Here is a 12,591-nt window from a genome sequence, read left to right on the forward strand (position 1 = left end):
GGGCGCGATCCGACAGTAGTTGTGCCGTTACCTGCGCCTGATAGGCGATCATTCGTCAAATACGAGCGTCTTGATCGTTACCGGAACGGCGGCGTTTTCCGCGACCGGCGTTCCGAGATCCACGTACTCGTCTTCGGTAACCGCGAGTTCGTCGAGGACCATCACCGGTCCGGCGTTGGTCATCGACTCGAGCAGTTGGCCGAGTACTTTCGCGCAGTTCTGTTCAGTCAGCAGTATCACCGGCCGCGGTTCGTCGGATCGGGCGTCACAGGCGGCGGCGATCCCGCGTGCGACGAGTCGGAGCCGATCGTAGGTCAGTGGTCCGACGTTCGACGCGTACAGGGCGGCCGTCCCGGTGATATCGCGACGATTCCGGGCGGCACGAATCGCCGCTGCCGTTCGCGCTCGCACGGCGTCGACGGAGTCGGCCGTCTCGAGTCCCTCGAGGGCGATGACTGGGAGGTTCCTGGCCGGTAACAACTCGGCCGCCGGGGCGATCGTTCGACCGGTAAACGTCGTCGTCCGCGTTCCGGCACCGATGACGGTTGCGCGGATGTCTTCGGCCGACCGCCGGACCGGCAACGCGTCGAAGCGCTCGTGGGCTCGAATCGCGGTGGCGAGGGAGACGCCGAGATCGCCGAACTCGAGGGGATCGCGGTCGTCGATATCGAGATCCGAAACCAGACGGCCGACGCCGCCGGTAAACACGACTTCGTCGATATCGACCGCGTTCTCGGGCGGATCGGTGATCGCCAGCGCCCGCGTCGCCTCGTCGAACGGCGGTCCCTCGACGGCGTCGAAGACCCGATCGGCCAGTTCCCGTGCGAGCGCCTGCCGGTCCGCTTCCGGACGTTTCGTCCCGACCTCGATCGGGGGACAGTCCGGCGGATGACAGCGCCTGACCGGCTCCGCGACCGCTCGGACGACACCGTCGTCGTCGAACCGGACGAGTCGACCGCCGATGTCGAGACACCGCGTCTGCAGCACCTCGCCGTCTTCGAACACGGCGATATTCGTGGTTCCGCCGCCGATGTCGACCGTTACGATCGTCGAGCCATCGGTACCGCTTCGGGCCCCGGCACCGGACCCGTAGCCGGCCAATACCGCCTCGAGCGACGCGCCGGCCGTCGCGACGACGAACTCGCCGGTGTGCTCGGCCAACCGGGTTACCAACGCCTCGGCGTTGTCTTTCCGTGCCGCCTCGCCGGTCGCGATGACCGCGCCGGTATCGACTTCCGTCGCCGTCAGCCCCGCGTCCTGCACGTCGGTATCGATGAGTTCGCCGACGGCGGCGGTGTCGATTTCACGGTCGCCGGCGAACGGCGTCTCGCGGATCGGGCTCCGGTAGCGGACCCGGCGCTCGAGGACGTCGACGCTCGCCGCACCGTTGTACGCGGGGGCAGAGAGGGTGAGATCGCTGATGATCACCTGGGTTGTCGTGGTGCCGATATCGATGCCGATGCTGGTCAATGTCTCGGTACCTGGCATCTACGGACTCCCCGGACGGGTCACGGGTCCCCCGTATCGCATCCGTTGCGTTCGGCCTCGCACAGTTCTTCGAGGACCGCCGCGATCTCGGCCCCGGCCTCGACGGGCGGGATACCGTTGCGATGAATGTTCGAAATGACCGACTTCTCGGACGTCGCGCCGCCCCGTTCCGGATCGGCGACGAAGTACGCGCTCAGGCTCTCGTTCGTCGCCAGTCCGGGCCGTTCGCCGACGAGATTGACACAGCAATCCGCACCGAGTTCCGCGCCGATCGCGTCCATCACATCGACTCGGCCGTATTCTACGAAAATCGGAGTCCCGACATCGAGTCCCCGGTCGGCCAGTCCGTCGCGTAACACCGGCAGCAACTCGGGGACGTTTGTCTCGACTGCGGTCGAACTGAGCCCGTCACTGACCACGATCTGTACCTGTGGTTCCATCGCGCAGTCCTCCCGGATCCGTTCGGCCGTCTCCTCCGAGATATCACGTCCCCGGCTCGGTTCCGCGAGGAACTCCGTCTTGCTTTCGGCTCGCGATCGGACGCTCACGAGGTCGAGGTCCGCCACGAGGTCGTCCGAAACGTGCGTGGTGACGGCATCGCGAGCTTTCGCGTGGTCGAGTCGAAACTCGAGGAGCGTCTCCGTCCGCGGCCGCGATCCCGCCCGGCCGACGCCGATTCGAGACGGGTGGGAGTCGCGGAACCGCTCGAGTCGGGGTTCGTCTTCCGGGTCTTCGACGCCGCTCCTCCGGTCGTTGTTCGGTCTCATGGCTGGGTGAATATCGTCGGATCGCCCGCGCGCTCGGTCAAGCGCCCGTCGTCGGTGATCCCCATCTCCTCGAGCCACGCCTCGAACTCGGGTGCCGCTTGCAGCCCGAACAGGGACCGGAGGGTGGGTCCGTCGTGGTAGCTGTTGGACTGATAGTTGAGCATCACGTCGTCGCCCATCGGCACCGTGATGAAGAAGTTCGCACCGGCGGCGGTCAGCAACACGGCGAGGTTCTCGATGTCGTTTTGATCGGCCTTCGTGTGGTTCGTATAGCAGGCGTCGATTCCCATCGGCAGCCCGTGGAGTTTGCCCATGAACACGTCTTCCAGTCCCGCGCGAATGACCTGCTTGCCGTCGTAGAGGTACTCCGGCCCGATGAAGCCGACCACGGTGTTGACGAGGAACGGATCGTACTCGCGGGCCAGCCCGTAACACCGGGCCTCCAGCGTGAGTTGATCGACGCCTTCGTGCGCGTCGTTCGAAAGCTCCGCGCCTTGCCCGGTCTCGAAGTACATGACGTTCGGTCCGTCCCCGCGACAGAGATTCCGGCCCAACTCGGCAGCGTCGTCGAGTAGCTCGACATCGATACCGAACTCTCGGTTCCCCCGCTCGGTGCCAGCGATGCTCTGGAAGAGCAAGTCGGCCGGCGCGCCGTTTCGAACCGCGTCCATCTGGGTCGTGATGTGTCCGAGGACGCAGTTCTGGGTCGGGACGTCCCACCGATCGATGAACTCGGCCGTCGCTTGCAGGATCTCTTTGACCTGTGCCGCGTCGTCGCTCACCGGATTGATGCCGATAACGGCGTCCCCGACGCCGTAGGACAGTCCCTCGCGAACACTCTGTAGGATATTCTCCGTCTCGTCGGCCGGATCGTTGGGCTGAAGCCGGAACGAAACGGTCCCCTCCGTTCCAATCGTACTGTTACAGCGCGCGACGACGGTCATCTTGGCAGCGGCGACCACGAGATCCAGGTTCGACATGAGCTTCGTGACGGCCGCGATCATCTCGCTCGTCAGCCCCTCCCTGAGCGCCCGGATAGCTTCGTCGTCCGTCGACTCCGCGAGGAGGAACTCCCGGAGATCGGCGACGGTCCAATCGGCGATTTCCGCGTACGTTTCTTCGCAGACGCCGTCCCGGATCGTCCGCGTAACCTCGTCTTCGTCCGCGGGGACGACGGGATTCTCGTACAACGTCTCGAGGGTCAGTCGACTGACGATGTCTTTCGCCGCGATACGCTCCGCGCTCGAGGACGCCGCGAGTCCCGCCAGTTCGTCTCCCGACTTCCGCTCGTTCGCCTTGGCCAGAACGCTCCGGATCGAGTCGAACTCGTGTTCGATTCCGTCGATCGTCGCCGTGTACCCGGTCTCTTTGCTACCCATAGTGTCTCCGCCGTGGACTCTGGTCGACTCGAGCTAGACTCCGGCCGATCATTATTGTGTCCGACTGTTTCTCGCTCGCTGATCGATTCGGTCGCGGTACATTGTGTATCAAACCGCCCGCTCACCCATTGGATGTTGTGGCGTCCATCTGTGTGTGTTTATACCTAACCGGAGAAGAGACTGAGGAAATCAGTGGAGGAACATCTCGTATGTACATTGAATAGAGCGAAAACCGATCGAACAGCAGACGATGGGTCTCGTGGCGACTATCGAACGGCTAGATACTGATAATCGGTCAATACCGGGCGGTACAGTCGAAATACGCCGAGTTATAATCTGCAGACATCTCCGAGCGGGACATCGTGCTACGTACTAACATTTATGGTGGATGCCGACATAGGTCGTAGTGAATGGGTCCTGTTAACATGCGACTCGTCGAGCAGGCCAGGTCGATCTTCGCTGAGCTGGGCTACACCGTCGAAGGTAACGGCCCCGAATTCCGCGCCGAACGAGCATGGAAAGTCGTTCACGTCAACACCGTCCTCGAGACGGGAGAGCTCCCGTCGTCGGCGTCGGGACAGTTCCACTGTTTCGTCGCCGAACCGGACGACGCCGACGATCTCGAGGCGCGACTCGAGGGCGCGAATCCGAACTATGAGTGGGCGATTATGGTCGTCGACGGCGAGGACTATCAGGTCGAACGAGCGCCACCAGGACCACGAGTAACAGCGTAGAACAGCGTCGTACGGACGGCCCAATCGGCCGTCGCGGCAATTCCTTTATTTTTCGAGCGTGCGTCGCGTCGCAGTCACACCGGAACCCGGATCGACAGCCGCGCCCATCGACTCGAGGACGTCGCCCAGTGCCGTCACCACGTAGATGACGTTCTCGGGGCGCGCGGAGTGGCCCATACAGCCGATTCGGAAGATCTCGCCGGCGAGATCGCCCAGCCCGCCGGCGATCTCGAGGTCGTACTGTTCGATCAGGGCATCACAGACCGCGCCGTCGTCGATGCCGTCGGGGACGCGGACGGCGTTGAGACTCGGCAGCCAGTACTCGTCGGGGGCGTTCATCTCGAGACCCATCGCCTCCATGCCGGCTTTCAGCGCGCCGGCCAGCCGTTCGTGGCGCGCCCAGCGCTCTTCGATTCCTTCCTCTGCGACCAGTCGCAGGGCCTCCCGAATCGCGTAGACGTTCGTGATCGGTGCAGTGTGGTGGTAGGCCCGTTCGTCGCCCCAGTAGCCCTCGAGCAGGGAGAGGTCGAGATACCACGAGCGGGGGTCTTCCTCGCGCGAGAGGACCTTGTCCATCGCCTCGTCCGACAGCGTGAGGGGACTGGCCCCTGGCGGACAGGAGAGACACTTCTGCGGGCCGGAGTAGGCCACGTCGATGTCCCACTCGTCGACTCGCAACTCCACGCCGCCCAGCGAGGTGACGGTGTCGGCGATGACCAGGGCGTCGTGGTCGTGGGCCGCGGCGGTGAGCTCTGGCACGTCGGGCTGGAGAACGCCCGTGCTCGTCTCGGCGTGGACGAACCCGAAGACGTCGGGGTCGTGTTCGGCCAGCGCGTCCGCGACGTCGTCGGGCTCGAGCGGTTCGCCCCACGGTGCATCGACCTCGACGACCTCGCCGCCCGCGCGTTCGGCCATCGAGGCCATCCGGCCGCCGAAGTAGCCGTTCGTCGGCACGAGCATCGTATCACCGGGTTCGACGACGTTCCCGATCGCGGCCTCCATCGCCGCCGAGCCGGTCCCCGAGACGGGGATCGTCCACTGGTTGTCCGTTCGGAACGTGTACCGCAGCAACTCCTGGACCTCGTCCATGATCTCGATGAACGAGGGATCGAGATGCCCGACGAGCGGCGTGCTCATCGCCCGGAGCACGCGCGGGTTCACGTCGCTCGGTCCGGGCCCCATCAGGGTTCGGTCCGGCGGAGTGAGTTCGCCAACGGATGGCGCGCGAGCCGCCTCGTTCGGCGCTTCCTGAGCCATGGGCGTGTGCTCGAGTGCCACTCGCAAAGACCTACCGGCAGCGGCGAAGTATCGATCCGCGACCGACTCGACAGGGTGTGTTTCTCTCACACGATCCGGCGATCAGTATAAGACCACCCATCACGTAGCCGATACGTCGTGTTCATCGGTCATGCCCTGCTCGCGTTCGCCCTCGCGGCACTGGTCGCCGACTGGCGTGGCTGGGAGCGCCGAGAGGCGCTTCTGGTCGGAGCCATCGCGGGCGCGTTCGCGACGATTCCGGATATCGACGTTACGTACGCTCTCGTCGGCCTCCTCGAGTGGCAGGCAGCGGACGGCGCGCTTGCCGCGTCGACGGCCTTCTGGGACGCGAGCCGGGGCGTCCACCGGTCGGTCACTCACTCGCTGGTCGTCGGCGCGGTCGCAGCGCCGGCGTTCGGCGCGTTCGCGATCCGCGGACCGCACTCGGGCCGCGTTCGACTCGTCCGTAGCGTCGGGGCCGGTCTGCTCGTGCTCCTCGTCGCGGTCGCGTTCCTCGAGGGCGGTCCCGTCGCCGCGTTCGTGATGGCCCTGTTTACGGTGAGCGGCGTTCTCGTCGCCATCGGGGCCGCCCGCGTAACGACGCTCTCGGCGAGTACGGTCGTCCTCGCGGCGCTTTGGGGACTGTGGTCTCATCCGTGGGGCGACCTCGCGACCGGCTCGCCCCCTGAGTGGCTCTATCCGTTCGAATCGACGCTCCTCTCTACCCGCGTCGTCCTCCACGCCGATCCGACGCTGCACCTCCTCGGCGCGTTCGCGATCGAACTCGCCGCGATCTGGCTCGCGCTCGTCACGATCTGCCGGCTCACCGACCGGTCGCTTCCCGCATTCGTCGACCGCCGAGCCGCGGTCGGCGCGGCCTACGGGGTCGCCGCGCTCGCGGTGACGCCGCCGACGCTCGAGGTCTCCTATCATTTCGTTTTCTCCATCCTCGGGGTCGGGCTCCTCTGTGGGGCCGTCCGAGACCCGACCTCGCCGATCCGTCCCGGCTTGCGGTCCCGAATCCGCTCGCGACCGTCGATCGACTCGACGCTCGAGATCGCGCTCACTGCCGTGACCGCGGTGACCGTCGCGCTCGCAGCGTACGCCGTCGTCTACCTGTTCGCCGCTCCCGCGTGAGCGGTGGCGCGCCTCGATCGGTGTCAGCAGTATTTCACCCGACGACTACATACGTTTTAGTGAGAACGGCCGATACCAGTCACTGTGTCTCAGACTTCACTCGAGGAACTGATCGCCGACGGCCGAACGAACGCGGCGGTCGCGTGGCTCTTGGTCGTCGCGATCGCGGCCATCGGCGTCGGCGAACTCGTGACCGGCGGCGTTCTGTGGGCGACGTTCGCGGCGGTCCTCGTCGCCCTCGCGTTGCTCCCGCCGATCGCCTTCCGGTCGTCGCTAGCGATGCTTCCCTGGGAGGTGCTGTTGTTGGCCGCCCTCCCCGTGCTCGGCATGGCCCTCGGCGCGAGCCGATTGAGCGGCCACTTCGCGTCGTATCTCTCGGTCGCAGCCATCGCGCTCGTTCTGGCCGTCGAACTACAGTCGTTTACCCCTGTGGAGATGACCCCCGGCTTCGCCATCGTCTTCGTCGTCGTGACGACGACGGCCGCCGCGGGGCTGTGGGCGCTGCTACGGTGGAGCGCCGCCCAGACGCTCGGCATTCCGTTTACCGCCGATCACGACGCGGTGATGTGGGAGTTCGTCTACTCCGCCCTCGCCGGTCTCGGTGCCGGCGTGGTCTTCGAACTGTACTTCAGACGGTTCGTCCGTCACGAACACCGCCTTCCCGCCGAGATCCACCCGGCCGCGGAGGTGGACGATGCGTAACCTCGCCAGCCGGCTCCCGTCCCAGCACCGCCAGCGCCAGCTCACCTATCTCATGGAAATCGGGCTGATCGGCATGCTGTTCGTCGGCATCGAGCGCGGCAACGGCGGAATCGTGATCAACACCGGCGTGGCGCTGCTCGTGACCCAGCTGCCGCCGCTGCTCGAGCGCGACTACGAGATTCCGATGGACCCGCGGCTCACGCTCTGGATCACCACCGCCGTCTTCCTCCACGCGTTCGGGACCGTCGGCCTGCCGGGTGCCACCCGAACGCTCTACAGTCAGGTCTGGTGGTGGGATCACATGACTCACGCGCTGTCAGCGTCGCTGGTCGCCGGCGTGGGCTACGCCACCGTCCGCGCGTTCGACGAACACGCGGAGGGCGTCCACTTCCCGGGGAAGTTCATCACGGTGTTCATCCTCCTGTTCGTCATCGCCTTCGGCGTCCTCTGGGAGATCCTCGAGTTCGCCATCGCGCTGTCGGCACAGGCACTGGGAATCAATGCCGTCCTCACGCAGTACGGACTCGGCGACACGATGCTCGACTTCGTCTTCAACTCGATCGGCGGCCTCGTCGTGGCGCTGTGGGGCGGTGCCTACCTCACGGACGTCACGGGTGCGATCCGGGACCGCCTCGAGACGCGGTCCGACTGATCCCACGTCTCGCGGGCAGTCGTCGCGATTCGGCCCGAACGGACGCCGTGTTTTACGTTCCCACGGTGCGTAGGATCCGGAGCCATGGTATTCAAGAAGATCACGCTCATCGGCACCAGTCCCGAAAGCTTCGACGCCGCGGCCGACGACGCCATCGACCGCGCGGAAGCGACCCTCCAGAACGTCCAGTGGATCGAAGTCGACGAACTGGGCGTCGAAGTCGCCAGCGCCGACGACCGGGAGTACCAAGCCGAGGTCACCGTCGCCTTCGAACTCGAGGAGTAGGCAGCCGGTCCCCGTGTCGGCTCGAGACCCACGTTTCGACTTTTTCGAACCCGTCGCTCGCGGTTCGTGACTACGGAGTGACGAGCCACAGCAGCGAAAACCGATGACGGCGGCGACGGTCCGAGGCGCGGCCGCGTCTTCGGCGCGTTACGTCCGGAACGATTCGCCGCAGCCGCACTCGCTGACGACGTTCGGGTTGTCCACGTGGAACCCTTCGGCCTGCAGGCCGTCCTCGTAATCGAGGACGCTGCCCTCGATATACTTCAGGCTCGCCGGATCGACGAACACCCGCAGGTCGTGGTGCTCGTAGATCGTGTCGTCCTCGTCGGGCTCGTCGTCGAATCGCATCCCGTAGGAGAGTCCGGCACAGCCGCCCTGCTGGACGAACAGCCGCAGGCCGGCTTCGGTCACGTCGAGATTCTCGCTCTCGAGCAGGGACAGCGCCTGCTCGGCCGCGTCTTCGGTGACTTCGATCTTCGGACGCGTGTCAGCCTCCCCGCCATCCATACTGTCCGTACTCATACCCACTCATTCCGGCGCGACGGTGTTAACTGTGACGCCATTCGGTCCCGAACGGACTAGCTGAATCCGGTTACGCGCCGTCTCGGCCGCGTGGATTCACTCGCCGTAGCAACTCGAGCGGCGGCGAAGCGACCGGTAATACGTCCCGAACTGCTGTTCATCGTTTCGCGACAGCTCGATGTCGTGTTTCGCGAGGAGTTCGAGCATCCGCTCGAGCTCGCAGTCGTACCACATCGAGAGGAGCCGCACGTTCCGCTGTGCGTAGTCGTAGTTGCGCTCGAGGACGCGCCGGTCCATCGGGTCGACACGCGGTTCCATCTCAGTAGTCACTGCGTCCTCCAGCTACGTAAAACCAATTCGCAACTCCGTAACCTGAAACTGCTGCGGAATGACGGGTTCGCTGGTGATTACTGCTCTCCCGTTCCGTCCTCGAGTCGGGTTCGGACGCTTTCGGCGTGGGCCTCGAGCCCCTCCGCGTCCGCGAGCGTGGTGATCGTCTCGCCCAGTTCGCCGAGGCCCTCGCTCGAAAGGCGCTGGACCGTCGTCGATCGGAGGAAGGTCTCGACGGATAGCCCGCCGGCGACCCGCGCGCCGCCGTTGGTCGGCAGGACGTGGTTGGTCCCGCTGGCGTAATCGCCGGCCGCAACGGGCGTGTTCGGCCCGAGGAAGACGCTGCCCGCGCTGTCGATGCGCGCGAGGATCGACTCGTCATCGTCGGCGATGATCGAGAGGTGCTCCGGCGCGTATTCCTCGGTAAAGAGGATCGCCTCGCTCATCGACCGGGCACGAAGGACGCCGCTCGCGTCGTTCGCGAGCGCTTCCCGGATCACGTCCTCGCGTTCGCGCGCGCTCGCCTGCTCGTCGACGGCTGCGGCCACGGCGTTTGCGGTGTCCTCGTCGTCGGTGACAGCTACGACCGACGCGTTGGGGTCGTGTTCCGCCTGGGCGACGAGTTCCGCGGCGACGAGGTCGGGAGCCGCGCTCTCGTCGGCGACGACGACCACTTCGCTCGGCCCCGCGAGGAAATCGATCTCGACGTCGCCCCGGACCTCGGCCTTGGCCGCGGTCACCCACTTGTTCCCGGGGCCGACGATCTTCTGGACTCGAGTGATCGTCTCGGTGCCGTAGGCCAGCCCCGAGATCGCCTGCGCGCCGCCGACGCTGAAGACCGCGTCCGCGCCCGCGGCGTGGATCGCCGCCAGCGTCACCGGGTTCAGGTCGTCGGCCGGCGGCGTGACGACCGACACGTGGTCGACGCCGGCCACGACCGCCGGCACGACGCCCATGATCGCACTCGAGGGATAGGCCGCCGAGCCGCCGGGGACGTAGACGCCCACGCGCTCGAGCGGCCGAAAGCGGCGACCGAGTTTCCGTCCCGTCTCGAACTCCCGCCGCCAATCCTCGGGGAGTTGGGCCTCGTGGAACTCGCGGACGTTCGCCGCGGCCGTCTCGATCGCGTCCCGGATCTCGGCGTCGATTTCCTCGTAGGCCCGCTCACACTGGTCGGTGATCTCGAGGTTTCCGACCTCGACCCCGTCGAACTCGCCGGTGAACTCGCGAACGGCCACGTCGCCCTCCTTGCGGACGCGGTCGACGATCTCGCGAACGTCTCCTCGCACCGCCTCGATACCGGCATCGCGCTCGAAGAAGGCCACGCGATCGTCCGGGCCGAGGTCGGCGATCGTCTGCACGTCGATTGTCATGCCTCGGGCTTCGAGCGGCGGGCGAAAAACGGTTTCCTTCCGCTCACGCGTCGGGGTCTTCGACGGGCCAGAGTCCAACGGCGTCGAGCGTCGCTCTGATGAACAGGTAGACCAGCAGTCCGAAGCCGATGACCGCAAGCGGTGCCTGCAACAACTCCGCGGTTTCCGTCTCGAGGACGATCCGGCCGATGCCGCGCACGAAGAAGCTCACGAGCACGAGCGCGAACGCGATGACCGCGAGCTTGACGAATCCCGATCGGTCCATGGCTACTCCTACGACTACGGCACATAAGTCGTGTCGGTCGTCGCCTCGCCGATATCGATCGCCGGCCCCGACTGCCGGACGGCTGATGGCCGTCGAAAACTGCGGTGTAATCGACTGCTACCGGACACAGAAATAGCGAGCACAGGCCCAAAGGGCCGTCTGTTCCGCCGCCGGCCGTGCAAGCAAACCATAACTATTCGTCCGACGCCGAAGTCTTCGAGTATGTGGCCGTGGGAACACGCGATCGTCGGCTATCTCGCCTACTCACTTTGCTGTCACACCGTTTTCCGCGAGTCGCCCGGCGGCCTCGAGGCGTTCGCCGTCGTCTTCGCTGCCGTCCTGCCCGACCTGATCGACAAGCCACTCGCCTGGGAGTACGGCGTCTTCGACGTCGGCTACGGGATCGGCCACTCGATCTTTTTCGCGGTGCCGCTTGCTCTCCTCGTCGGAACCATCGCCCACGCGGGCGCACGGCCGCAAGCGGGACTCGCATTCGGACTGGGATACCTGTCACACCTCCCCGCCGATATCGCGGACACTGCGTTCCGGCAGGGCTACCTCCTGATCGACCTCGCGCTCTGGCCGATCGCGACGGTCGAGGGACAGCCCCCCGGTCCCGGCGTTGTCGAGGCGTTTCTCCTGCTGTTCGGCCGCTACGCCGGCGATATCCTCGCGGGGAACCTCTCGACGTACCTGTGGCTCCAGATCGGTCTCGCCGGCTTCACCGCGCTGGTCTGGCTCCTCGACGGCGCGCCGGTCCTCCGTGAGTGCCTGCGAGCGAGCCACCGAGCGGTCAGTGGACTGTTGGGACGGGAGTCGGCCGCCTCGAGGGAGAACGAGCCGAATCGACGATAGAACAGCGGGTTTGCTACATCCCTTCCCACCCATCTTCCCGTTGAGAGCCAGCAGACGCCGTTTTGCTCATCGAGGCCCAGCAGTTACGACTTGTCCGGCGCTAGCTTCGCGTCGCGAATCCGCGGCCTCGTTTTGCCCGTCTCTTCTCGTCCGTGGTGGCTCCGAAAACGTCCAACGGGGACGACAGCGACGCGGGGGACCTTCTATCAGCGGCTGGTGGCGCTCGAGAAGGACACTCGACCAGAATCTGCCGACAGCACCCACTCGTGATCACCGTGCAGGAAACCACGTTCACGTGAATGCCCAACGTAGAGCACTGCGTCGCCGAGACGACGGCCTTATGTGTTTACCCGGCTTTCGACAGTAATGCGAACGACGTGGCGCTCGCCGCCACGTTCCCTCCGGCCGCAACCCGGCGCGGAGGTAGGCACTGTATCCATCTCTCGTCGAGGACCCGATTCGGTTCGGATGTCCTCTCTCGAGGGTACTCGGATCGTCGTGGCCGACGTCGAATGGCGTCGTTGCAGTACGATGCCCTTATATAACCTGGGCTCGCACTCTTGACTACGCGAAAGTCCTCGCCGGATGCGGTTTTCGGCGTGGTCTCAATCCGACGCCCTTATATGTACGAGGGCAGTTGGATACAGACGCGAAAGAAGATGTGATCGACGGGACGTTCAACTCGTCCCGTCATCCCGGATGGTTCCGGTCCGAAGGGGTTATGTACCCCGGACGGCTTACGAATACATCCGAACGAGATGAGGATTCCACCCCTGCGGTCCGCCGTACAGATGGGATCTGATGTTAGCCTTGGTAGTTCGGTGACGCCCGCTCGGTCGTCGAGT

The 12,591-nt window shown here is 65.4% G+C and carries 14 protein-coding genes; 6 read left to right on the forward strand and 8 right to left on the reverse strand.

Annotated features, from left to right (window positions below; all coding sequences use genetic code 11):
• Positions 1-48: 48 nt before the first annotated feature.
• Genes C489_RS05475 through C489_RS05485 form a run of 3 tightly spaced genes read right to left on the reverse strand, consistent with a single transcriptional unit; the run spans position 49 to position 3,634 of the window.
• Positions 49-1,488, reverse strand: a complete 1,440-nt coding sequence (locus C489_RS05475; RefSeq protein ID WP_049890640.1) for an ethanolamine ammonia-lyase reactivating factor EutA — start codon at positions 1,486-1,488, stop codon at positions 49-51.
• 20 nt (positions 1,489-1,508) lie between these two features.
• Entirely contained in the window at positions 1,509-2,255 is a 747-nt protein-coding gene (eutC, locus tag C489_RS05480) for an ethanolamine ammonia-lyase subunit EutC (protein WP_006430172.1), read from the reverse strand.
• Entirely contained in the window at positions 2,252-3,634 is a 1,383-nt protein-coding gene (locus tag C489_RS05485; protein ID WP_006430173.1) for an ethanolamine ammonia-lyase subunit EutB, read from the reverse strand. The genes eutC and C489_RS05485 overlap by 4 nt, the downstream gene beginning before the upstream one ends.
• A gap of 425 nt (positions 3,635-4,059) precedes the next feature.
• Between C489_RS05485 and C489_RS05490 the strand changes: the two genes are divergently transcribed.
• A complete protein-coding gene (locus C489_RS05490) occupies positions 4,060-4,368 on the forward strand; it encodes a DUF7116 family protein (RefSeq protein ID WP_006430174.1) in 309 nt (102 codons plus the stop codon).
• Between the two features lie 45 nt (positions 4,369-4,413).
• Here the strand turns inward: C489_RS05490 and C489_RS05495 are convergent, their stop codons facing one another.
• Positions 4,414-5,625 carry a pyridoxal-phosphate-dependent aminotransferase family protein gene (locus C489_RS05495; RefSeq protein WP_006430175.1) on the reverse strand — a complete coding sequence of 404 codons (1,212 nt, stop codon included), beginning with the start codon at positions 5,623-5,625 and terminating at the stop codon, positions 4,414-4,416.
• Between the two features lie 138 nt (positions 5,626-5,763).
• Here C489_RS05495 and C489_RS05500 point away from each other — a divergent pair, with 138 nt between their 5' ends.
• The 4 genes from C489_RS05500 (at position 5,764) to C489_RS05515 (ending at position 8,401) form a co-directional block, all read left to right on the forward strand.
• Complete coding sequence (locus C489_RS05500) at positions 5,764-6,762, forward strand: metal-dependent hydrolase (protein ID WP_006430176.1); 999 nt, start codon at positions 5,764-5,766, stop codon at positions 6,760-6,762.
• An 84-nt stretch (positions 6,763-6,846) separates the two neighbouring features.
• Positions 6,847-7,464 carry a hypothetical protein gene (locus tag C489_RS05505; RefSeq protein WP_006430177.1) on the forward strand — a complete coding sequence of 206 codons (618 nt, stop codon included), beginning with the start codon at positions 6,847-6,849 and terminating at the stop codon, positions 7,462-7,464.
• Positions 7,457-8,116, forward strand: a complete 660-nt coding sequence (locus tag C489_RS05510) for a hypothetical protein (protein ID WP_006430178.1) — start codon at positions 7,457-7,459, stop codon at positions 8,114-8,116. The genes C489_RS05505 and C489_RS05510 overlap by 8 nt, the downstream gene beginning before the upstream one ends.
• 84 nt (positions 8,117-8,200) lie before the next feature.
• Positions 8,201-8,401: a dodecin gene (locus C489_RS05515; RefSeq protein WP_006180927.1), complete on the forward strand. Its 201-nt coding sequence runs from the start codon at positions 8,201-8,203 to the stop codon at positions 8,399-8,401.
• Between the two features lie 147 nt (positions 8,402-8,548).
• On the opposite strand, the gene C489_RS05520 is transcribed toward C489_RS05515, so the two are convergent.
• From C489_RS05520 to C489_RS05535, 4 genes are all read right to left on the reverse strand, one after another.
• Entirely contained in the window at positions 8,549-8,923 is a 375-nt protein-coding gene (locus C489_RS05520; protein ID WP_049890641.1) for a HesB/IscA family protein, read from the reverse strand.
• Between the two features lie 96 nt (positions 8,924-9,019).
• Positions 9,020-9,241, reverse strand: coding sequence for a hypothetical protein (locus C489_RS05525; RefSeq protein WP_006430180.1), 222 nt, complete (start codon positions 9,239-9,241; stop codon positions 9,020-9,022).
• Between the two features lie 89 nt (positions 9,242-9,330).
• Positions 9,331-10,626, reverse strand: coding sequence for a histidinol dehydrogenase (hisD, locus tag C489_RS05530; RefSeq protein ID WP_006430181.1), 1,296 nt, complete (start codon positions 10,624-10,626; stop codon positions 9,331-9,333).
• 43 nt (positions 10,627-10,669) lie between these two features.
• Positions 10,670-10,891, reverse strand: a complete 222-nt coding sequence (locus tag C489_RS05535) for a hypothetical protein (RefSeq protein ID WP_006430182.1) — start codon at positions 10,889-10,891, stop codon at positions 10,670-10,672.
• A 222-nt stretch (positions 10,892-11,113) separates the two neighbouring features.
• Here C489_RS05535 and C489_RS05540 point away from each other — a divergent pair, with 222 nt between their 5' ends.
• A complete protein-coding gene (locus tag C489_RS05540; protein WP_006430183.1) occupies positions 11,114-11,746 on the forward strand; it encodes a metal-dependent hydrolase in 633 nt (210 codons plus the stop codon).
• Positions 11,747-12,591: the final 845 nt, after the last annotated feature.

Origin of the sequence: Natrinema versiforme JCM 10478 (assembly GCF_000337195.1) — an archaeon.
Classification (GTDB): domain Archaea; phylum Halobacteriota; class Halobacteria; order Halobacteriales; family Natrialbaceae; genus Natrinema; species Natrinema versiforme.